Raw genomic sequence first — 22,744 nt, forward strand, 5'->3', positions numbered from 1 at the left:
CGGTAGACGGTCAGCAACACGGAACAAGAAGGAAATCCCCATGCGCATAGCCATGATCGGGACCGGATATGTGGGACTGGTTTCCGGCGCCTGTTTCGCCGATTTCGGTCACCACGTCACCTGCATCGACAAGGATCAGGAGAAGGTGGACATGCTGCGCTCGGGCGGCATTCCCATTTACGAGCCCGGCCTCGATCAACTGGTCCAGCGCAATGTGCGCGAGGAGCGTCTGGGTTTTGATACCGACCTGACGCGCGCGGTGAAGGAAGCGGATGCCGTTTTTATCGCCGTGGGCACACCGTCGCGGCGCGGTGACGGCTTTGCCGATCTGTCCTATGTCCATGCTGCGGCAAAGGAAATTGCCAGCGTGATGGAGGGCTATACGGTCGTCGTTACCAAGTCGACCGTGCCGGTCGGCACCGGCGACGAAGTCGAGAAAATCATCCGCGAAACCCGTCCGGATGGCGATTTTGCCGTGGTCTCCAATCCGGAATTCCTGCGTGAAGGGGCCGCGATCGATGATTTCAAACGCCCGGACCGGGTGGTGGTTGGCACGGATGATGCGCGCGCCCGCGAGGTGATGAGCGAAGTCTATCGCCCGCTCTATCTCAACGAGACGCCCATCCTGTTTACCAGCCGCCGGACATCCGAGCTGATCAAATACGCTGCCAACGCCTTTCTGGCCATGAAGATCACCTTCATCAACGAAATGGCCGATCTGTGCGAAGGCGTGGGGGCCAATGTCCAGGAAGTCGCCCGTGGCGTCGGTCTCGACAACCGGATCGGCAGCAAATTCCTTCATGCCGGACCGGGTTATGGCGGTTCCTGCTTTCCCAAGGACACGCTGGCCCTGACCCGCACCGCCCAGGAAGCCGGCACGCCCTTGCGCCTGATCGAGACAACCGTGGAGGTCAATGACCGCCGCAAGCACGACATGGCCAAGAAAATCATCAGGGCCATGGGCGGTGATGTCAGCGGCAAGACGATTTCGGTTCTGGGCCTGACCTTCAAACCGGGGACGGATGATATGCGCGAAGCGCCGTCGCTGGACATCATCCCGGCCTTGCAGGATGCGGGCGCGAAAGTCCGCGCCTATGATCCGGCAGGTATCGTGGAGGCTGAAAAACTGCTGAAGGATGTGGAGTTCACCTCCGGCCCCTATCTTTGCGCCGAAGGCGCTGATGCGCTGGTCATCATCACCGAGTGGAATGAATTCCGCGCCCTCGACACCAATCGTTTGAAAGAGATCATGGCCGGCGATGTCGTGGTGGATCTGCGCAATATCTACAGCCCCGATGACATGAAAAATCGCGGCTTTACCTATGTCAGTGTCGGCCGCTAGGCCAACCTCCGGAGGAGTGTCAGTATGAGCCAGCCCCCGCGCGCCGATCTCGTGCCCAATAGTTGGGATTTTGAAACCTCGGCCCAGATCAAGCCGACCGGTTTCCGCGAATATGATGCGCGCTGGTGGTTCGGCCATCCCGGCTCGGACAAGACGCCCGAGATCAACCTCTATGGCATTCAGGCGCTTGGCCTGGGCCTCGGTACGCTGATCCACGAGCTCGGCGTTGCGCCGGAAATCGTCACCGGTCATGATTTCCGCGGCTATTCGCTGGGCGTGAAACAGGCGCTCATGGTCGGCCTGATGTCAGCCGGTATCAAGGTTCATGACATCGGACTGGCCCTGTCGCCCACGGCCTATTTTTCGCAGTTCGACCTGGACATCGATTGCGTGGCAATGGTCACCGCCAGCCATAATTCCAATGGCTGGACCGGCGTGAAAATGGGCGTTGAAAAAGCCCTGACCTTTGGCCCGGACGAGATGGCCCGCCTGAAGGAGATCGTGCTGAAAGGTGAGGGCGTCACCCGTCCCGGTGGCGGCTATGTCCGCGAAGAGGGCGTGGCGCAGCGCTATCTCGCCGACCTTTCAGACGGCGTGAATATCACCCGCCCGTTGAAAGTCGTGGCCGCCTGCGGCAATGGCACGGCCGGCGCATTCGCGCCCAAAGCCCTGGCCGCCATGGGGGTTGAGGTCATCCCGCTGGATTGCGAACTGGATCACACCTTTCCGCGCTACAATCCCAATCCGGAAGACATGAAGATGCTGCATGCACTGCGTGATGCCGTGCTCGAGCATAAGGCAGATGTCGGCCTCGCCTTCGATGGCGATGGCGACCGTTGCGGCGTCGTTGACAATGAGGGCGAGGAAATCTTCGCCGACAAGGTCGGCCTGATGCTGGCCCGCGATCTGTCGGCGCGGCACGCCAATGCGAAATTCGTGGTCGATGTAAAATCGACAGGCCTGTTCCTCACCGACCCGGTCCTGAAGGAAAACAACGCCACCACCGAATACTGGAAAACCGGCCACTCCTATATCAAGCGCTATTCGAAGCAGACCGGCGCCCTGGTCGGCTTTGAAAAGTCCGGCCACTTCTTCTTCCAGCCGCCACTGGGACGCGGTTATGACGATGGCATCGTCGCCGCCCGCGCCGTCCTCGACATGCTGGATCGCAATCCCGGCCAGACCATGGCGGACATGCGCCGCGCCTTGCCGGTGAGCTTTTCCTCACCCACCATGTCGCCCGCCTGCACGGACGAGGAGAAATACGCGATCGTCGATCAGATCGCGGAAGCCTATAAGGCCCGCAGCGAAATCCTCGGACGCAAGGTGCGCGACGTGCTGACGGTCAATGGCGTCCGCTTCACGCTGGAAGATGGGGCCTGGGGGCTGGTGCGCGCCTCATCCAACACGCCCAACCTGGTGATTGTGGTCGAAAGCCCGAATTCCGCCGAAGACATGAAGGCCATCTTCCGGGACATTCAGACCGAACTCGCCAAACACCCGGAAATCGGAGCCTTCGATCAGGAACTCTGAGACGATAGCAGGGCAATCAGTTTCGCTTTCTCGTCTTGCCAGGACAGGGTCTTGGCGGTCCGCTGGCATGCGGATTTCATGGCGGACAGATCAGGGCCGGACAGACTCTTTATCGCCGCGGAAATACTGCCAGCCGTAATCGGTCCGGAAACCACCCGCCCGCACCCGGCATCGTCGGTATATCGCTTCAGTTCCGGCAGGTTGCTGGTCAGAAGCGGCACACCCAGCGCAATATACTCATAGAGCTTGTTGGGGCTGCAATTGTGCTGGTTGAGGCCGGCATCCTCATAGAGAATTGCGCCCATATCCGCACCAGCCACCCAAAGTGGCAAGGCATCATAATCCACCGGGTCAAGGAAGATGGCTGCGCTGTCTTGCGCCATTAGTTCAGCTTTAAGCGGTCCATCACCCAGCACGACGAGCTTCCAGTCGTCCGGAAGATGATTTGACGCATCAATAAGCTCCGGCAAATGCCGCAAGGTCCTCAAAGAGCCATGATAAAGCAGGATCTTCTCATCATCCCTGACGCCCGCCGCAGCCCGCAAGGGCGATGACAGGCGATCAAGATTGTGTGGATCAATGGCGTTACAGATTACCGCGGGATGACTGCCGGAGATGGCCTCAGCATAGAGTTTTGCGATAGATTCGTTGATGGTCACCCATTGGTTTATGCGGGGAGCAGCGTTCTCTTCCTCGCGGGTCACCCATGCCCGGCGCGCGTCATCGCCCGGCGCTTCCTCGCGGTGAAATTCGTGCGCATCGAATATCAGCCGTGCGGCATCACGGTCGGCAACCGCCCGCGCCAGGCGAAGCGATTCCGGGTCAACTGCCCAGACGAGGCCATAGCGTGTCTTGCCGGTTTCAATCCGGCCGAGGAATTCGGATGTGCGGGTGATCAGCGCCAGCCGGTAGCGGCGGCCGAAAGGACTTGCGAGGGCGATCATCACGGCAATGAGCGACCAGAAACCGATCGTCATGGCAACCGGAAAGAAGCGATTGAAATATCCGGCAATGATTCCCGCCATGATCAGCTGGCTTGCGAGCATCAAGAGGCCGGTGGCGCGGGGGCGCAAATCCTTCGTCTCAGGGTCGCGGCGGGCATCGCCGCCGGAGTCCATGGCGAGTGATGTCACGACATAGCCGGCTTCTCGCAAGGCGTCGCGAATCCGGAGCAAGCGGCCATCGCGTTTGTCGAAACGCTGGGCGAGTAAAAGGGCGTGGCGCATGGCGTTGATCCTTGCCGGTTGGCGCGGGGGCGAATAGGGGTTGTTTCCAACTTAGGTCGTTTCGGGGCAAGACCCATGTGCGGGATTTGGGCATCTATCAATGCGCCGGATGCGGTGGCCGGACTTCACGCGGCGGCTCATCGCGGCCCCGATGGTGAAGGCTGGGCGCGGTTTGATACGCCGGCCGGGCGACTGGAACTCGGCCACCGGCGGCTTGCCATATATGATCCCAGCGATGAAAGCGCCCAGCCCATGCAGACTGCGGAAGGGCGTTACACGCTTATCTTCAACGGCGCGCTCTACAATTACCGGGAGCTGCGTGACGCGCTGAAAGCCAACGGCCATGTCTTCCGGACAACGGGAGATACGGAAGTTTTCCTTGCCGCCTTCGCGGAATGGGGAACGGATTGTTTCGCGAAAATCGACGGTATGTTCGCGGCGGTGTTCTACGATGCGCAGAGGCAGGTCCTCACCATCGCCCGTGACCGCTTTGGCGAGAAGCCTTTGTTTGTGGCCGGGAGCGATGGCAAATCACTGGCGTTTGCGTCAGAGGCAGGTCAGCTGATGGCCGGAATGAAAGTGCCCGCCAGGACCGACACCTTCACCCTCGACGCCTTTATCGGTTCAGGTCAGGTAGACAATCGCTACAACTCTACCAGCTGGAAAGACGTAAGCCGTTGCCCGGCAGGGCTTTGGTATGAAGTCGAGTTAAAGAATGGCGCGGTGCCCGATCATAAGGCCGTGTCTGGACACAAGGGGACGACGTTCTGGGAACCGGACGCGGAGTCGCCGATGTGGGAAGACGGCGCCGTTTCGAAGCTACGCGAAGCGATGGACGAAGCTGTTTCCCGTCAACTTGTGGCCGATGTGCCGGTCGGCACATGCCTGTCCGGCGGTCTGGATTCATCCATCATTCTCGGCACGGTTGATCGGCTGCGGGATGCAAACAGTGACCCCTTCATATGCGTTTCTGCCATCTTCGACGAGGCGAATGATGGCGGGCAGTCGCTCTCGGAACGTCCTTTTGTCGAGGCGGCGATCAAGGGGAAGAATGTCGAACTGGTCGAAGTGCATCCCGGTGAGGAGGATGTGGCGGCGCGTCTGGACGATATCCTCCGGACACAAGGCGAGCCGTTCCCCGGGACCTCCATTTGTGCCCAGTATTTTGTTTTCGAGGCGGCCCGGAAGGCCGGCATCAAGGTTATGCTCGATGGCCAGGGCGCGGACGAGCTGTTTGCCGGTTATGCGCCGATGGCAGGCTATGCCATGGCCGACCGGCTGGCGCGGCTGGACCCGTCATTTCTCAAGGAATTCAACGCCCTAATAGCCGAGCCGTCGGACCTGACAACCGGCCGTCTCGGCCGCGGCATCTGGCGGGCGGTGGTTTCCGAGCGTTTCCGGCGCGCCATGTTCAGGGCCATCGGCCGCTATCCACCCAAGGGCGGACCGGTTCGTGAGGCTTTCCTGCCGGAGCCATTTTCGCCTGCGCCCGGCCAGTACCGGCTCGAAACTCTCATCCGCAATCTCGTCCTTCGCGACAGCCTCCCTGGTTTGCTCCGCTATGAAGACCGCAATGCGATGGCGTTCGCGGTCGAGACGCGGTTGCCTTTCCTGTCGCAGGCCATTGGCGATCTCGCCTTCCGGATTCCCGGTGAACTCAAGGTAAAAAAGGGCTACACCAAATACATTCTACGCAAGGCGTTTGAGGACCGTCTGCCACCGGAAATTGCCTGGCGGCGCAAAAAGCTGGGCTTTGTGACGCCGCAGCAGAAATGGATGCGGGGCAAGGTCGGGATCTGGGTCGACCGGCATCTCGAGAACGCCATTGAGGCATTCCGCCCGATGCTCAATGATGACTGGATCGTGCACGAACGCGTCCGGAAAGCTGCAGGTGCCGCGCCGGGTGAAACGGCTTTCCGCGTCGCCTGCGCCGGACGCTGGGCGGAACTGACCGGCGCAGTGCTGGACTAGCTGTCACCGGAGTTCTCGTACGCGCGGACGATGTCCTCGACGGCACCGGACTTCCGGATCATGCCTTGGTCAAGCCAGATAGCCTGCTCGCAATGCTTCAGCACGAGCTCGGGATTGTGGCTGGCAAGAACAACAATTCCGGCATTCGCCACGATTTCCTGCATGCGGGCATCCGCCTTCTTTCGGAAGTTCTTGTCTCCTGTCCCAATCCACTCATCCAGCAAAGCGATTTCTGCACCGAAAGAAGTCGTGAGGGCGAAGGCCAGCCGCATCATCATGCCTTGTGAGTAGGTCCGGACCGGCAGGTCGAGAAAATCACGCAGCTCGACAAAGTCGGCAATCTGGTCAACGCGCGCTTCGGCTTCGTCCCGGGTATCACCCTCCATAAGGGCCCGCAGAATGATATTTCGCCGTCCTGTTGCTTCGATCCGCATACCGAGCCCGACTTCGAACAGTCCGGCGGTTTGCCCTTCTATAAGCACTGCACCCGCATCCGGCGCATAAATGCCTGCCATTACGCGCAGAAGCGTGGATTTGCCGGACCCATTGCGTCCAATCAGGCCGACCCGGTCGCCTTGCCTTATGGACAGCGTGATGTCGTGAAGCGCGCGCAGGCCGAGCCCGCCATGTTTGCGCTTTTCGATCCGGCCGGCACCGTCTGGCGAGTCCTCGACCGTATTGCTGTCGAAGATCGGATAGGTCAGCGAAACGTGATTGAGGGTCAGCGAAACCATGGATCTAGAACCAGAACACGATGCGGCGGCGGAAATGCGCAAACAGGCTGAATGCGATCAGGCAGAACACCGCCGAGAATGTCAGACAGAATAGCCAGCTGCTCCAGGGAATGATGCCATCCACAATCGGTGCCCGGAAGATATCAATGAAATAGGTAAAGGGGTTCCACCACAGCCAGTCGCGCAGTCCGCCCGCCTGTTCCGGTGTCCAGATCAGGGGGGTCAGAAAGAAAAGCACACGCATGGCTGTCTGTATGATCTGCGCAATGTCGCGATACCGAGTGACCAGAACACCGAAGAAGAGATGGCTGGCGACAGCATTGATCAGATAGAGCATCAGGGCCGGCAGAGCGGCGAGCGCCGTCCATGCCAGATCATGACCGGTCAGGACGATGATGGCGGCGGCAATCGCTCCACCATATCCGAATATGATAGTCTCGCGGGCAATGCTCTGGAATACGAAAAGCGAAAAAGGCAGGCGCAGGCCCGCAATCCAGTTTTCTGTATTTATGAAAACAGTGCAGCCATCTGTCACCGAAGCGTTGATAAAATTCCAGGCAAGATAACCGACCGCGACATATACCATGAAGGGATAGAGAGCGGTGCCGGTCATTTGGGAGCCGATCAGCGCGATGGTGACGGCGAAGACAAGATAGGAGACACTGACCCAGAGCGCCCCGAACACGGTGCGGCGATACCGCTGGCGCAAATCGTCAAGGGCTAGCTCGAACCACAAACGCCAAAGCTTCAACCCGCGATGCAAATCCGCTATCGCCCGCGTGAAATCACGGCGTTCGTCTGCATGGTATTTGAATACGGCAGGCTGGGTCATGCGCGCTCCGGCAGAATCCGCACGAGCCTAGCCAGTCTCTGCGCAGAGGCTATGGCGGGATGCAGGCGGTTTTATTCCGCAGCGGCTGGCTTGGTGTTGGCGGCGGCATCCGCCACCGAGTTGGCGACCGAGTCAACAACCGATTCGACCAAACCAATATCATCGCCTTCTGCCATGACGCGGATAAGCGGTTCGGTGCCCGAGGCCCGCACCAGCAAACGGCCCCGACCGTTCAGCCGCATCATGCCATCTTCAATCGCTTGCTGTACGGGCTGCGTGTTCAACGGCGAGGCGTTGGAATAGCGGACATTCTTGAGCACCTGAGGCGCACGTTCGAACAGATTACACAATTCGCTGACCGGTTTTTCGTGCCGTACGCTTGCTGCCAGTACTTGCAAGGCGGCAATCATGCCATCACCAGTCGTGGCATGATCCGTCAGCACGATATGGCCGGAGGGTTCGCCTCCGATATTGATCCCGGTCGCGCGCATGCGTTCAACCACATAGCGGTCACCAACAGGTGCGCGGTGAAGCGTCAATCCCAGATCATTCACAAAGCGCTCAAAGCCGAGATTGGACATCACCGTGCCGACAACGCCGCCACCCCGCAAGGCGGATTGGTCCATCTGGTCCTTGACCACGCGGGCCATGATCTTGTCGCCATCAACAATCTGGCCGTTTTCATCGGACAGGATCACCCGGTCGCCATCACCATCCAGTGCAATGCCGATATCGGCACCGGCTTCCCGGACTTTCGCGGATAATGCTTCCGGCATGGTTGAGCCGCAATCCTTGTTGATATTCAAACCGTTAGGGCTAGCGCCGATAACGGTGATGTCGGCGCCCAATTCCCATAATGTTTGCGGTGCCACCCGATAGGCAGCTCCATTGGCGCAATCGATGACAATCTTGATCCCGTCCAATCGCAATCCGCGCGGGAAAGACGCTTTGACGATTTCTGCATAGCGGCCCTTGGCATCCGGAAAATGCCGCACCTGACCGATCTCGCCGGGTTGCACGAGCGTGGTGTCATCCAGCTCATCCATCATCGCTTCAATTTCGAGTTCGGCCTCATCGGGCAGCTTGAATCCGTCAGGCCCGAACAGCTTGATGCCATTGTCCTCGAACCCATTGTGGGACGCGGTGATCATGACACCCAGATCGGCACGCATGGAACGGGTCAGAATGCCGACGGCCGGGGTGGGGGCTGGCCCGATTCCGGACACATCCATTCCGGCTGACGTGAAACCGGCGGTCAGGGCCGCCTCGATCATATAACAGGACAACCGCGTGTCTTTGCCGATCACCACCGTGTGGCGGTGGCTGCCACGCCGGAAATACTGTCCGGCAGCGCGGCCCAGCTTCAACGCCACATCCGGCGTCATGGGAAAGCTGTTGGCGCGGCCCCGCACGCCGTCGGTTCCGAAATACGTTTTCATAACACCCCCAGGTACACATAAGAAAAGGCTTGGAGAATTCTGTATGCAATTGGCATGCAAACCATAGCCATTTCCATTTCTATCGTTTACATCGCTTGGCGTGCGGCGTCTATTGCAGACGCACAATTTTCGGTGCCGGAAGCGGGGGTGGCTACATGTGCGGAATCGTTGGAATTGCTGGAACTGCTCCGACTTCTGAACGTTTGATAGAAGGTTTACGCCGCCTGGAGTACCGCGGCTATGATTCCGCCGGGATTGCCGTCATTCAGGACGGAAGTGTCCAACGCTGCCGCGCCGAAGGTAAAATCCGGAACCTTGACAATGCCTTGCGCGACAACCCGATCGACGGGGTGACCGGTATTGCGCATACCCGATGGGCGACCCATGGCCGTCCGACAACGGATAATGCCCATCCGCACACCTCGGGAAATGTTGCCATTGTTCACAATGGGATCATCGAGAATTTCAAGGATTTACGCGACGATTTGTCCGCCAAGGGGCACGTTTTTGTCACCGAGACGGACTCCGAAGTCATCGCCCATCTGATTGATCATCATATCCAGGCCGGGCTCAGTCACGACAAGGCTTTTGCAAAAACCCTCTCCGAACTGCGGGGTGCCTATGGTGTGGCAGCGATTTTTGCTGACAAGCCGGATACGGTCATGGCCGCGCGTCAGGGCAGCCCGCTGGCTGTCGGTCTGGCTGAAGACGAGACCTTTATCGGTTCAGACTCCATGGCACTCGCGCCCTTCACGCGCCAGATCGTCTATCTTGAAGAAGGTGACTGGTGCATCGCCACGCCCGGCGATGTCAGGATATTCGATGCATCCGGCAAGCCGGCCAATCGCGAAGTCGTGATTTCGACGGCCGCCGCCGAACTTGTCGACAAGGCCGGGTGCCGCCATTTCATGGAAAAGGAAATCCATGAGCAGCCGGAGTCCGTGGGCCGGACGCTGTCGCAGTATATCTCCGCTGTCGATGAGAGCTTCGCCTTCCAGCCCGGCGAGCTGGGGCTGTCTAAGGCCGACCGCCTGATTTCCGTCGCCTGCGGCACAGCCTTCTATGCCGGAGCGACGGCGAAGTATTGGTTTGAACGCTATGCCGGTCTCGCGGTGGAGGCTGACATTGCTTCGGAATACCGTTACCGGCAACCGGTCATGCCGCAACATGGGGCCGCGATATTCATTTCCCAATCCGGCGAGACGGCCGACACGCTGGCGGCCCTGCGCCATTGCAAGCAGAACGGCGTACGGACCATCGGCGTTGTCAATGTTCCCGAGAGCTCTATTGCCCGGGAGGCGGATCTGCATCTGCGCACGCTGGCCGGTCCGGAAATCGGCGTGGCCTCGACCAAGGCCTATACCGCACAGCTTTCCGCGCTCGCCTGCATTGCGCTTGCGGCGGCTTCCAGCCGCGGCAAGATGACGAAGGAAGAGACAGCCGAGAAAGTTCGCGCCCTTCTGGAAGTGCCGCGCCTGATCAACGAAGTCATGCTCGTCGAGCCGCAGATTGAAGAGCTCGCGCGCGCGCTCACCCATCACACCGACGTCCTCTATCTAGGCCGTGGCCAGTTCTTTCCGCTGGCCATGGAAGGGGCGCTCAAGCTCAAGGAAATCGCCTATATTCACGCGGAAGGCTATGCCGCTGGCGAGCTCAAGCATGGCCCCATCGCGCTGATCGAGGATGGCACGCCCGTCATTGTGATCGCACCGTGGGACGAGTTGTTCGAGAAAACGATTTCCAATGTTCAGGAAGTCGCGGCGCGCGGCGCCGATGTGACGCTCTTCACCGATCCACGAGGCGCCAAAGAGGCCGGCGACAGTGTCCGCACCATCATTATTCCGGAATGCGATCCGATCGCGCAGGCCATCGTCGCTGCCATTCCGATACAATTGCTCGCTTATCATACGGCGGTTTTGATGGGCACGGATGTCGATCAGCCACGCAATCTCGCAAAATCAGTCACAGTGGAATAGCCATGGCCCGAGTCCGAAAAGCCGTCCTCCCCGTTGCGGGTCTGGGAACGCGCGTACTTCCGGCAACCAAGTCCATTCCCAAGGAGATGCTGCCCGTCTTTGACCGCCCGGCTATCCAGTATGTGGTCGATGAAGCCAAGGCGGCGGGTATAGAACATTTTGTTTTCGTCACCGGCCGAAACAAGGGCGCCATCGAGGACTATTTCGACCGCGCCTACGAACTCGAATCCACCTTGTCGAGCAAGAACAAAACCGGCGTCCTCGAGGAACTCGAATCCACCTTGCCGGAGCCGGGCTCGATGAGTTTCGTGCGTCAGCAGGCACCAAAAGGTCTGGGTCATGCCATCTGGTGCGCCCGCGATGTTATCGGCGACGAGCCCTTTGCCATTCTTCTGCCGGACGTCATCGTCAAGGCGGAGCCCAGTTGCCTGGCGCAGATGATCAGCGTGTATGACAAGGTCGGCGGCAATGTGATCGCGGTGGAGGAAGTGCCAGAAGCGCGGGTCTCATCCTATGGCGTGATCGACCCCATGGAGCGTGACGGTGCAATGGTCCGCATGAAAGGCATGGTCGAAAAGCCATCACGTGAGACGGCCCCGTCAAACCTGGCCATTACCGGCCGTTATGTGTTGCAGCCCGAAATCTTCGGTCTGCTGGCCGAACAGGGCGCGGGGGCCGGCGGCGAGATCCAGCTGACCGATGCCATGGCGCGGATGATGGAAACGCAGGACTTCCATGCTGTTGTCTATGACGGCAAGAGCTATGATTGCGGTTCCAAGATTGGCTATCTCGAAGCGACGGTTGCTCATGCCTTGGCTGATGCCGAAAACGGCGCCGCCGCGCGGGCCTTGCTGAAAGCGATGCTGGGTTAGAGCGTCCGCAAGGTCTTCGCCACCATTGCCATCGCATCATCATAGAACAGCACTCCGGACACATCGCCCTCGCCGGAGAATGACGTGACGGCGGCCAGCCGCTCGGCATCACTGCCCGGCAAGTTATCCACCAGCTTACGCCAGTCACCGTCACCCACCGGAATGACCGGTCGGCCGGTGGCCCGGTATTCCTGGAGCTTTCCGGGCGGGACGGGCGCCTCCGGCGCGGCCAGGACGATCAGCGCATCCGCGCTCGCCTGAATCGACAGTGACGTAGCCAGCGGCACTACTCCCATCAGCTCGATCCGGTCCGCTTTCGTGGACGCTTTCACCGCCTCGATCTCGTCGTCCCGCAATCGTCCGGCGAGGTGCAAAAACAGGTCAGGATTATGCTCCAGCGCCGTCTCGAAAGCCCGCAGCAGCGGTTCGATAGATACATCCGGGTCTGACAGTTTGAAGCTGCCAGTATGGACCAGGTGAACGCCATCACGTTTGAAATGGTAGGGGTCGGCGGCGCGGACCACAAAATGCGGCAGGCTTTCGGCATGGGCTTTGGGTGCGTAACCGGCGAATTCATCCCGGATCAGATCATTGACCGCGAAGATCGCGCGGGCGGGCGATAGCATCCGCCGCGCAAAGGCTTGTTCGACTTTTTTGCGCACCGGATTCAGACGCTGCTTGCGGAAGGGCCGCACCAGCCAGTGATCGCGTGCATCAATTGCCCATTTCGCTTCGGGCCAGTGCGCCAGCAGCGCTTGGCCGGCCGCATGGATCGATTCCGGCGGGCTGGTCGTGAGGATCCAGTCAGGCACAAAAGGGCAGGCATCTTTTGCGGCGGTGATTGCGCGTTTTGTCCAACGGATGTCCGGGTCCGGCCACAAGAGGAGATCGCGTGCATGATCGCGCAGGGTTTTCCGCCCGGGCAGACCCGTCGGCGGATCCCGGAACGGATGCGGGACCATATGGCCGGGGATATCATTGGGGATGTCTGGCGCCACAACGAAGACGTCCGCGCCGTTCGCCATCAATCCTTTGGCCCAGAGATACGGCCGCCGCGCACCACCGGAAACGGCGGGCGGAAAATGGCGGGTGAGGAACAGGAATTTCATGGCACTCACCCATAAAGAAAAAACGCGCCACTGTCGCGGCGCGTTTCCAATATTCTCATGAAGACCGTGGCTTAGGCCTTTACGATTTTCTCGCGTAGCTTGCCGGAAATCATGTGCGTTGCATTCCGTGTGTCGACGACAAAGGGGATGTTCTTCAACAGGACATCATAGTCGACATTATCATGATCGGTCGCGATCAGCGCAGCATCATATTTCTTCAGCGTTTCCGTGTTCCATTCAATCGATTTCCGGCCCTCATAATCGGGATGGTCATGATCATAGGGAACAACCGGAATATGCGGGTCATAATAATCGACATTCGCACCACGCGATTCAAGCATTTCCAGAAGCGTGAGTGACGGACTTTCCCGCATATCGTCAACATTCTTCTTGTAGGCGAGCCCGACGAGCAGGATTTTTGAACCCTTGATCGATTTTTCGAGGCGCCCGGACAATTCCTCTGCCACTGTCTGGACAACAATACCCGGCATGTTGGCGTTGATTTCGCCGGACAGTTCGATGAAGCGCGTGGTCATCCCGTATTCGCGCGCTTTCCAGGACAGGTAGAAAGGATCGATCGGAATGCAGTGCCCGCCGAGGCCCGGACCCGGATAGAAGGCCTGGAAGCCGAATGGCTTGGTTGCCGCCGCATTGATGACTTCCCATACGTCAATGCCCATAACCGAATAGACAGATTTCAGTTCGTTCACCAGAGCGATATTGACGGCGCGATAAATGTTCTCGGTCAGCTTTACCGCCTCTGCCGTACGAACATCGCTGACCGGCACAACTTGCGGCACGATGGCCTGATAGACCGCCACGGCCATACGTTTTTCCGCGGCAGTGTCAGCGCCCACCACTTTCGGGATGGTCGAGGTTTCAAATTTGGGATTGCCGGGGTCTTCGCGTTCCGGTGAATAGGCAATCGCAAAATCAATGCCGGCTTTCAGACCGCTATTCTTCTCCAGAATGGGTTTCATCACCTCATCAGAGGTGCCCGGATAGGTCGTCGATTCCAGCACCACCATCTGGCCCTTGCGAAGGCGGGTCGAGATCGCATCCGTTGCCGAGACGACATAAGAAAGGTCCGGATCGCGATGCGCATCCAGCGGTGTCGGCACGCAGATCAGAAGAGCGTCCGGCTCGCTCAGACGGTCAAAATCCGTTGTCGCTTCGAAACGGCCGGTATCTCGCATGACTTTGACCGAGTCATTCGAGATGTGCTTGATGAAGGACTTTCCCTCCTCGAGCATTTTGACTTTGCTTTGGGAAACATCGAAGCCGATGACGCGAAAACCCTGGCGGCAATATGCTTGCGCCAGCGGCAGGCCGACATAGCCGAGGCCAAGCACCCCGATTACGAGCTCGCGCGATTGCGCCTTATTTTCCCATTCGGTCGCGATCATTTCCATGGAGGCGAACTCCGTTTCGGTCGGGGCGTTCATGACAGACTTTCCTTAGCCGTTAAAACTGCGGACCGCATCAATGATCTGGTCCTGCGTATCTTCGTCGAGATAGGGGTGCATTGGCAGGGACATGACGCGTTCCGCTTTTTCTTCCGAGACCGGAAGACCGCCCGGGCCGAGCGGGTAACGGGAATAGATGTCCTGCTTGTGAATCGGGATCGGATAATAAACTGCCGTCGGCACGCCTTTTCCTTTCAGGTGAGCCTGAAGGCCGGCGCGATTTTCGTGCTCCAGCGTATATTGGGCCCAGACTGAGACGCCGCCATCAATGACAAAAGGCACCGATGCAACATGGTCCGCCAGATGCTCGTTATAGCGCGCAGCAATGCGGTTCCGGGCCTCGATCTCGTCAGCGAAAATCGCCAGTTTCTCGATCAGGATCGCGGCCTGGATCGTATCGAGCCTGGAATTCATTCCGATCCGCATATTGAGATATTTCGGATCGTGTTCGAATGACCGGCCTTCGATATCCGACTGCGTGGCCTTTCCGTGAACGCGCAAAGAATCCATGATTTCCGCAGTTTCGTCATCATTGGTCAGAACCGCACCGCCATCTCCATAACAGCCCAGAGGCTTGGCCGGAAAGAAAGAGGTCGTCACCGCATCGGCCCAATGGCCCGGATGCTTGCCGTGAATGGTGCAGCCAAAGCCCTGCGCGGAATCGGCGATCAGCTTCAGACCGTGTTTCTTGGCAATGGCCGAAATCGCCGGGTAATCGGCGGGCTGACCGAATAGATCAACGGCGATGATGACTTTCGGGGTCAGCTTGCCTTCAGCCTTGACCGCTTCGATTGAGGCTTCGAGGTGCGCCGGGTCCATATTGTAGGTCCGTGGGTCGATATCGACAAAGACCGGTGAGGCGCCGAGCCACGGAACGACTTCGCCGGTCGCGGCGAAAGTGAAGGACGGGCAGAACACCGCGTCGCCGGGGCGGATGTCCCAAGCCATTAGCGGCAATGCAATGGCCTCGGTCCCATTGGCACAGCCCAGCGCATGTTTGGTGTTCGAGAACTCGGCCATCTGGGCTTCGAAAGTCTTCACTTCCGGTCCCATGATGTATTTGCCGTCTTCGATCACTTTCATGACGGCGGCATTGATCTTGTCTGCGATACGGGCCCGTTGGGCCTGGAGGTCGATGAATTGCATGGCGGTCTCGCCTTTGTCCTGTTCTGGTTTCGCGGGCCTTTTGACGTGTAAACCCGCTGAATTCAACTCACTTTTCGTGACTATGCCGCCTTACCCTTGATCAGCACGTCCAGCACCCGCAATGCCTCGTCTGCATCAGTGAGCGGCGGATGCTTGCCAGCACAGGCCTCGAGGAAATGGCGGCATTCGGTCTGGAGGGGCTCGTCATCGCCATATACCAGGGGCTCCCACTCGGCTTTTGACGGCACGGGCTCGCGGCCTGACGTGTCGATTGTGTGCCGATAGAGGCGCAGTTTTTCGGCGCCCTGAGCTGAATCCTCGAAGACCGCCATACCGGTTTCACCGACAACGATCAGGCGGTGTTCCTTGAAAGGGTGCAGCCAGGTGGCCAGCACATGGGCCCGTCCGCCGCCAGCAAAGGTCATGTCCAGCCGGCATTCATCTTCAATACCCTCGGTGATATAGGCTCCGCCCATGCCGCGCACGCTTTCGGGCGCTCCGCCAAACAGGGCGAGCAGCATCGATACATCATGCGGCGCAAAGCTCCAGAGCGCATTCTCCTCAACCCGGAATTTGCCCAGTGAGCAGCGGTGAGAATAGGCGTAACGCAGCTTTCCGAGCCCCCCATCCAGCACAAAATTGCGGAGCGCGACGAAAGCCGGGTGGTACTGCAACAGGTGGCCGACCATCAGCGTCTTGCCGGCCTTTTCGGCGGCGGCCTTCATCCGCTCTCCGTCTTCCATGGTCAGTGCGATCGGCTTCTCGACGAAGACATGCTTGCCATTATCATAGGCCTTGATCGCCAGATCGGCATGCAGCTCGGCGGGCGCCGAAATCACAACACCATCTATTTCGGCGGACGCAATCGCCTCATCGAATGACAGGGCGGGGACACCATATTCCTGTGCAAATTTCTCTGCGGTCGGAGCATGCGGATCGACCACGGCAGCCAGGGCGCCCAGCTCCGCAAAATTACGGACATGATTCTTGCCCCAATGGCCGCAGCCAATCACCGCTATCTTCACACTCATGCAAGCCCCCGGATTTCGTCGCCTCGGAATAGTTATTGCGGCGCACCAATTTGCCGGGCTTATAGCAGGCTGTTTGTGACGGTAAAGCGAAGCTTGTGTGACTACTGCAACACATGACCGATAATCACGCTGATCTGGCGCCAATTGACATGATCAACACAACCAAAGGCAATCAGATCAGATAGTTTCGGGTCCGGCAAGCGCGCCGGTCGGGGTTGAAAGGCGTCAGTTTTGCATTCTGGATGGAGGAAATTGAACGGGGGGTCGAATTATGTTTGCCGGCATCATTTCCCGTCAGGGAAGCGTCAAATTGAAGGCCTTTTCCAATGACCTTTTTTCCTCTGGTGAGGCGGGGGTCAGCGCCGCGTGCAGAGCTGATGCGACCGCCTCGGGCGCAAAAGTCGCGATCTTCGTTAATGCGGAGAGATGAAAATACTCATCTGAAGTCGAACGGAAAATCGCGACCTTGTCCTCGACGCTCCAGACAAACTGTGTGCTGTGACCAAATAGCTGGATCGGCCAGCACCGGGACAGGTCCAGACGAATATCTCCGGCAATACCGTCTCGTAGCCGGGGTTCAACATTATCCTGCCAGTCGGTGTCACTAGGGTCGTTCACGCTCCCGGCGGGCACCGGCCTGCCTTCCAGAATGATATTGTCTTGAACAAGGCATATCCGGGAATGGAACCCTTCACCGTATGGGGCCGCTCCGGACTGTGCTGCCTTGACAAGTCCGAGCAGAAGCACGGATTTGAGCAGGTCAGCGGTCAGGATTTTCTGTCCGTACCTGTGCTCCGGATGATGCAACCAAGCTGAAAGCAGCGGCCGGAAACCCTTCACACCCACGATCAACCGCAGAGCCGCGCGGCCTTTGGCGGCTTTCATCAGCGGGTCGCCGCCTGCTTGCCTGAATATGGGGCCGACGAGAGGAGCTCGAACCAGCAATCGGGACTTCTGTTCCTGTCTTTGGATTCGGCGGCCTTCCGCCGTGTCGATATACACCGGACCGGAGCGCCTGAAAAAAAGCACCTGGTTGAATCTTTCAGTCATCATCGATTCGAAGGCTTCCGCATTCACGCGATCTCCCCGATCAATGTCTTCGATATTTCGTTCGATGATCGCGTCGAAGTCGCGGACAAATTTCTCGGCACTGAATCGTCCGCTCTCGATAAGGTGGGCATGAGCCCTGTCTGCCATCCGCCGACAATGGGCGTGATCCCGGATCTGGCGCGCGACATCGTCGAGATTGGAATAGTCGGGTTCAACCGGAATGTAATGTTCGTCGGCATTCAGGTAGCCGCCATAATGACCTTTCACCAGCGCCATTGTGGCCCCGGTCGCGGCATATTCGAAATGGCGTGGCGAGACGGTGTCGATCGTCATTTTGCCTTCATGCGGTTTCAAAACTTTTTCGAAGACTTCCTCGAAAGTCGCATGAGGTTTTTCCGCCCGGTATTGCTGTTCGGCTTCAATCAGCGAGCCATCCAGATCGACGATACTGGTTCCGCTCGGGGAGCCGAGCTGGACGCGTGTATCGCGCAAGAAGTCAAACCATTGCTTGCCGCTTAGCCTGTCATCTTCCTGACACGAGATATTGTGCCGCAAACCCTCGCGTTCGCACAGGGCCGTGAACTCTCGTGCAATCCTTATTTTATGCTGCCCGAGCTGGCCCATGTAATAAATTGGGGGACGCCCGCGATAACCGACATCCCAGCGGCGCGTTCCGAATGCGCGCACTCCCGGTTTTCTAAGCTCGTCTGTGACATACCCGGTAAGATTCTGGTGTATTTCCCTCAGGCTGCGGATCCGGTTACGCGGGTAGAATTTCTTGAAATCCTTCTCTGCCGCGCAGGTAAACATGATTTCGATTCCGACTTCATTCATGACCTTGTTGAAGACGCGCAGATACTGGAATTCATCCTGGAGGAAGAGAACCTTCAAGGCCTTGATGTTCCGGATTGCATGCTTTTGCGCATCCGTCAGTGATGGCATCCAGAAATTATGCGTGAAGACGACAACGTCGAACTTCGAGAAATCCATATCCGGATCAAATTGATAGATGAAATTGTGATAGAAGCAGCGATGTCTCGAATGGCGCGCGAACATTCCGATATGATCAAGGAATGACGGCACGCCGTTATTGCCCACTGAATTGAAAATCAGGATGTCGAGGGGCCGCTCCAAACCCATCAGATCGCTCGCTCTCCGGTCATGGTCCGTTCCAGTCCTGTCCGCACCGGCACCATTGAATGCATGGGATATCGCGACTTCAGCCGTTCGACCGAAGCGACCAGGTCCGGGCTGTCTGCCCCCTTCAATTCGAATTTTGCAGGTTGCCCTGCAATTTCGGCGATGATCTCACTGAATGCGCGCAATGTAATGCTTTCCGGCCCCGCGATATTATAGCTCCCCTGCCAGCCATCATTGACGGCAGCGTTTACGATCCTGGCAATGTCTTCAACAAACAATGGAGAAAATACAAGTCCGTTCTGGCCGGCCAGTGTGACTGAATCACCTTTTCGGATACGGTCAATTATATTTGGAACCATCCGTTGGGTCTGACCGGGACCATAGGGAAAGAACAGCCGGAGCCGGCTGACAGCCATTTCAGAATCATAAGCCCGGGTCAGTATTTCGGCAGCCAGCTTCGTCGTGCCGTTGAGACTCGTGGGTGCCAGGGCGGCAGTCTCTTCAAGCACGCCGTCATACGGCTCATAAACAGATCCGCTTGAAATCAGGCAAAAGCGTTCGACGCCGATCTGCACCGACCAGTCGAGAAGACGGGCGGTGGACGCACAATTGATTGCAAAGGCATCCGCCGCGCCCTCCGGGAATGCGGTATAGTGGCGTGATTGGGCGGCATGGACGATGGCATCCACCTTCGGGAATGTGCCGGGCAAGTCTGTGGCGAGGTCCCATTCGACGGTCTGCGCCGGTTGCTGCAGCCGGGATCCGGGACGGACCGCACAGACGACGTCGTGGCTGCGGGACAGTTCACGTAGCATCCAGCCGCCCAGATATCCTGTGGCTCCAGTCAGAAGGATGCGCATGGCGGGCTCCTGTTTTAAGGTCAAGGCCCGGCCGGATCGACGAATTCGTCCATCCAGCTTTCGAGGCTGAGTAGCGACCAGATAAGAAGGCGCTTGTTCTCCGCACCGCTCATATGCGCATCGACCAACTTGTGAACAGCGGAGGAATTCATGAATTCGTAAATCCGGCTGTTCGGATCATTCACGATACGATTCACATAATCGATACTTTCGCCCTTGAACCAGCTTGCGTCGGGCGCCGAGAAGCCTTGCTTGACGGCATTTGCGACCTCCTCTGGAATATAGCGGCTCATCAGTTTCCGCAGAATCAGCTTGCCATCTCGTGTTTTCTGAAAATGTTTCTGGGATTTGCCGGGCTGGTTCTCGTCTTCCCGCACAACTTCAGTCAGGTTTCCGAGTTTCATTCCGGTCGGCAACCGCATGGCAAAATCGACGAGGTCATTGTCGAGAAAGGGCACCCGGGTTTCGAGAGAATGGGCCATTGAAAGCTTGTCTTCCACGACAAGAAGTCCGTGCAGGAAGGTCCGCGCTTCGAAATACAGTGACTGGTTTATATAGTCTTCTGGGCTGTTGAGCTCGCTGGGCCGGTTGGCGAAGACGTCGCGGAAAATATCTGTTGGTGAAATGTGCTTGACGTCCTCCCAGACCGGTTCGAGCACATCACGCAGCTGGTCCCGATCCAGAAGGCGTTGCCAGAATCCGAAATACTTGTTGATATAATCGTCGAAATCCGAATTCACTACGGCGCGGTAATAGCGCCAGGGATAGCCGGCAAATATCTCGTCGCCGCCCGAGCCGGAAAGAACGACTTTAACGAATTTGCTGGCCAGTTGCGCTGCATAGAAATTCGGGTAGCTCTGGCCAACACGCGGTTCTTCCAGATGGCGGGCGATACGCGGCATGGCGCGTTCCATATCCCCTGCCTTCAAGACCATTTCATATTGCTCTGTCTTGAATCTGTATGACATCAGTTCGGCAGCGCGGCGTTCATCAAACGCCAATTCGACGCCCGAGGCTGAATGCAGATCAAAGCCGACGGTAAACGTCCGCATGTAAGGCAGAGTTTTGGCCGCAATTGCTGTGATTGAGCCGGAGTCCATACCACCAGAGAGATAGGAGCCCACATCTACATCAGCGACAAGCTGGCGCGTGACCGCTTGACGGAAGAGATGATCGAGTTCTTCAAGGTAGTCATCTTCGCTGCGGGCTTCGGTCGGTTCCTGAAAACAGTAGTCCCAATAGCGCGTAATGACCGGCTCCCGGCCATCGGTTCGAACGTCCATGACCGAGCCAGCAGGCAGCATCTTCACATTGCCGAAAATCGTCCGCTCGGTGAAGAAATTTTGAAACGTCAGGTACTCAACGAGACCTTCCGCGCAGAGGTGCGCCTTGACGAAATCGCTGGCGAGAATGGCTTTTATCTCTGATCCGAAAACAAACTGGCGGTTTGCCCGGGCATAATAGAGCGGCTTTATGCCATAGCGGTCGCGGGCAAGCTGCAGGACGCGTTCCTTGCGGTCCCAAACGGCAATGGCAAACATCCCGTTGAAGCGAGACGCAGCGCCCGTGAGCCCCCATTCGTCAATGGCTTCGAGTACGACCTCCGTATCGCCCGTCGTTCGGAAAATATGCCCCTTCGCGGCCAGTACGTCACGTATTTCGGCATAATTGTAGAGTTCGCCATTATAAACCATGACGTAGCGGCCATTGGCCGAAACCATCGGCTGCAACGAGGCGTCACTGAGGTCAATGATGGATAGACGGCGGTGGGCAAGACCGCAGGCGCCTTCCACGATCTGGCCTTCACCATCCGGCCCACGGTGGATAATTGCATCCGACATGGCCTTGAGTGTGGCAAGGTCGGCGGATTCACCGTCATTGTTTATGTAGCCTGCTATGCCGCACATGAGATGTCGACCGGTCCCTAAATCTGTGCTTTGCGCTGGCGGGACTGGACTTCCTCAATATGCGAGGCCCGCCATTCAATGAGATGGCGCAAACCTTCCTCAAGCGTCACTTCGGCGGTGAAACCTATCTCCTCGGACGCCTTTTTCGGACAACCGATTCGATTGCGGACCAGCGTTGCCTGGCTACGTTCCTTGTACTGGATTTCCTGATTGGAGCCGGTGAGATTGAGCAGCATTTCAGCCAGCTCCTTCAGCGTCGTACGCTTACCCGTGCCGACATTGTAGAACTCGTCTGTTGCGTCAGCTTTCATGGCGCACACATTGGCGCGTCCGCAGTCGCGCACAGCGACAAAATCGAAGGCTTCGCTGCCATCTCCCAGAATAGTGGGGCCTTCGCCGCGGTCGATCGCATCGAGCATTTTCATGATCACGGCGATATAGGCGCCGCGATAATCCTGACGCGGGCCATAGACATTCATATAGCGCATGCCGGTATAGTTGAGGCCGTAACGGTGGTGATAGGCCCGGGCCATCGCTTCCCCGCATATCTTGGTTGCGCCGTAAAAATTACGGTTATTGAAGGGATGGTCCTCGGTCATCGGCTCTTCGACCGCGTCGCCATAAACCGATGCCGACGACGACCAGACCAGGCGCGAAACGCCATTTCGCACGCAGGAATCAAGTACGTTGAAAGTACCTTTGACATTCACCTCGAAAGCCGAGCGAGGATAGTCATGGCATTGCAGAAGCCACAGCGCGGCAAGGTGGAAAACGCCATCGGCATTCTTCAGGGCGCTGTCGAGAATGTCGGTATGGAGGATGTCACCGCCCACCTCATAGACCTTGACGCGCGGGTCTTTGAGCGCATCGGAAAGGTTCTCGATCGTGCCGCGGACGAAATTGTCGTAGATCACGACCTCGCCGACATCTTCCCGGATCAGTTCATCGACCACATGCGAACCTATGAGGCCGGCACCGCCGATGACCACAAGGCGTTTGCCGCGGATATCCATGCTGAATACTCCTGTTGAGAAATGGCTGGTAGGAAATGATCTCGTGAACTGGCGTCGCCAATTTGCCCCTACCGAGGGTCAGATAGCCTGTTAGGGT

Annotated in this window: 17 protein-coding genes; 5 read left to right on the top strand and 12 right to left on the bottom strand. The window is 58.0% G+C overall.

The annotated features are described in order from the left end of the window. Nucleotides 1–40: 40 nt before the first annotated feature. Both DBR16_RS01050 and DBR16_RS01055 read left to right on the top strand, forming a co-directional pair. Nucleotides 41–1,342, top strand: a complete 1,302-nt coding sequence (locus DBR16_RS01050; RefSeq protein WP_109259385.1) for a UDP-glucose dehydrogenase family protein — start codon at nt 41–43, stop codon at nt 1,340–1,342. Nucleotides 1,343–1,366: 24 nt separating this feature from the next. After that, on the top strand, nt 1,367–2,875 hold the full coding sequence (locus tag DBR16_RS01055; protein ID WP_109259386.1) for a phosphomannomutase/phosphoglucomutase: 1,509 nt from the start codon (nt 1,367–1,369) through the stop codon (nt 2,873–2,875). Here the strand turns inward: DBR16_RS01055 and DBR16_RS01060 are convergent. Further along, nucleotides 2,863–4,101, bottom strand: coding sequence for a glycosyltransferase (locus tag DBR16_RS01060; protein ID WP_109259387.1), 1,239 nt, complete (start codon nt 4,099–4,101; stop codon nt 2,863–2,865). The two genes, DBR16_RS01055 and DBR16_RS01060, sit on opposite strands and share 13 nt — an antisense overlap. Nucleotides 4,102–4,176: 75 nt before the next feature. Between DBR16_RS01060 and asnB (DBR16_RS01065) the strand changes: the two genes are divergently transcribed. Continuing rightward, nucleotides 4,177–6,072: an asparagine synthase (glutamine-hydrolyzing) gene (asnB, locus tag DBR16_RS01065; RefSeq protein WP_109259388.1), complete on the top strand. Its 1,896-nt coding sequence runs from the start codon at nt 4,177–4,179 to the stop codon at nt 6,070–6,072. Here asnB (DBR16_RS01065) and DBR16_RS01070 read toward each other — a convergent pair. From DBR16_RS01070 to glmM, 3 genes are all read right to left on the bottom strand, one after another. Next, on the bottom strand, nt 6,069–6,686 hold the full coding sequence (locus tag DBR16_RS01070) for an ABC transporter ATP-binding protein (RefSeq protein WP_456077607.1): 618 nt from the start codon (nt 6,684–6,686) through the stop codon (nt 6,069–6,071). The two genes, asnB (DBR16_RS01065) and DBR16_RS01070, sit on opposite strands and share 4 nt — an antisense overlap. Before the next feature lie 124 nt (nt 6,687–6,810). Continuing rightward, nucleotides 6,811–7,638 carry an ABC transporter permease gene (locus DBR16_RS01075; RefSeq protein WP_109259390.1) on the bottom strand — a complete coding sequence of 276 codons (828 nt, stop codon included), beginning with the start codon at nt 7,636–7,638 and terminating at the stop codon, nt 6,811–6,813. A gap of 71 nt (nt 7,639–7,709) precedes the next feature. Next, a complete protein-coding gene (gene glmM, locus DBR16_RS01080; protein ID WP_109259391.1) occupies nt 7,710–9,077 on the bottom strand; it encodes a phosphoglucosamine mutase in 1,368 nt (455 codons plus the stop codon). Between the two features lie 155 nt (nt 9,078–9,232). On the opposite strand from glmM, the gene glmS reads away from it, so the two are divergent. Together glmS and galU are read left to right on the top strand one after the other, a co-directional pair. Next, nucleotides 9,233–11,053, top strand: a complete 1,821-nt coding sequence (gene glmS, locus DBR16_RS01085) for a glutamine--fructose-6-phosphate transaminase (isomerizing) (protein ID WP_109259392.1) — start codon at nt 9,233–9,235, stop codon at nt 11,051–11,053. A gap of 2 nt (nt 11,054–11,055) precedes the next feature. Then, nucleotides 11,056–11,925: a UTP--glucose-1-phosphate uridylyltransferase GalU gene (gene galU, locus DBR16_RS01090; RefSeq protein ID WP_109259393.1), complete on the top strand. Its 870-nt coding sequence runs from the start codon at nt 11,056–11,058 to the stop codon at nt 11,923–11,925. On the opposite strand, the gene DBR16_RS01095 is transcribed toward galU, so the two are convergent. The 8 genes from DBR16_RS01095 to DBR16_RS01130 all read right to left on the bottom strand — a co-directional run bounded on the left by DBR16_RS01095 (nt 11,922) and on the right by DBR16_RS01130 (nt 22,647). Then, nucleotides 11,922–13,034, bottom strand: a complete 1,113-nt coding sequence (locus tag DBR16_RS01095) for a glycosyltransferase family protein (RefSeq protein ID WP_109259394.1) — start codon at nt 13,032–13,034, stop codon at nt 11,922–11,924. The two genes, galU and DBR16_RS01095, sit on opposite strands and share 4 nt — an antisense overlap. Before the next feature lie 71 nt (nt 13,035–13,105). Beyond that, entirely contained in the window at nt 13,106–14,446 is a 1,341-nt protein-coding gene (locus DBR16_RS01100) for a nucleotide sugar dehydrogenase (RefSeq protein WP_407657704.1), read from the bottom strand. Between the two features lie 45 nt (nt 14,447–14,491). Continuing rightward, a complete protein-coding gene (locus DBR16_RS01105) occupies nt 14,492–15,646 on the bottom strand; it encodes a DegT/DnrJ/EryC1/StrS family aminotransferase (protein ID WP_109259395.1) in 1,155 nt (384 codons plus the stop codon). 80 nt (nt 15,647–15,726) lie between these two features. Continuing rightward, nucleotides 15,727–16,677, bottom strand: a complete 951-nt coding sequence (locus DBR16_RS01110) for a Gfo/Idh/MocA family protein (protein WP_109259396.1) — start codon at nt 16,675–16,677, stop codon at nt 15,727–15,729. A 294-nt stretch (nt 16,678–16,971) separates the two neighbouring features. Continuing rightward, entirely contained in the window at nt 16,972–18,561 is a 1,590-nt protein-coding gene (locus tag DBR16_RS01115; protein WP_125184477.1) for a hypothetical protein, read from the bottom strand. 305 nt (nt 18,562–18,866) lie between these two features. Next, nucleotides 18,867–19,727, bottom strand: coding sequence for an NAD-dependent epimerase/dehydratase family protein (locus DBR16_RS01120; RefSeq protein WP_109259398.1), 861 nt, complete (start codon nt 19,725–19,727; stop codon nt 18,867–18,869). Nucleotides 19,728–19,747: 20 nt separating this feature from the next. Further along, entirely contained in the window at nt 19,748–21,634 is a 1,887-nt protein-coding gene (gene asnB / locus DBR16_RS01125) for an asparagine synthase (glutamine-hydrolyzing) (RefSeq protein ID WP_109259399.1), read from the bottom strand. Nucleotides 21,635–21,651: 17 nt separating this feature from the next. Beyond that, nucleotides 21,652–22,647, bottom strand: a complete 996-nt coding sequence (locus DBR16_RS01130) for an NAD-dependent epimerase/dehydratase family protein (protein ID WP_109259400.1) — start codon at nt 22,645–22,647, stop codon at nt 21,652–21,654. Nucleotides 22,648–22,744: the final 97 nt, after the last annotated feature.

Origin of the sequence: Hyphobacterium indicum, from assembly GCF_003129605.1 — a bacterium.
In the GTDB taxonomy this organism is placed as follows: Bacteria; Pseudomonadota; Alphaproteobacteria; order Caulobacterales; family Maricaulaceae; genus Hyphobacterium; species Hyphobacterium indicum.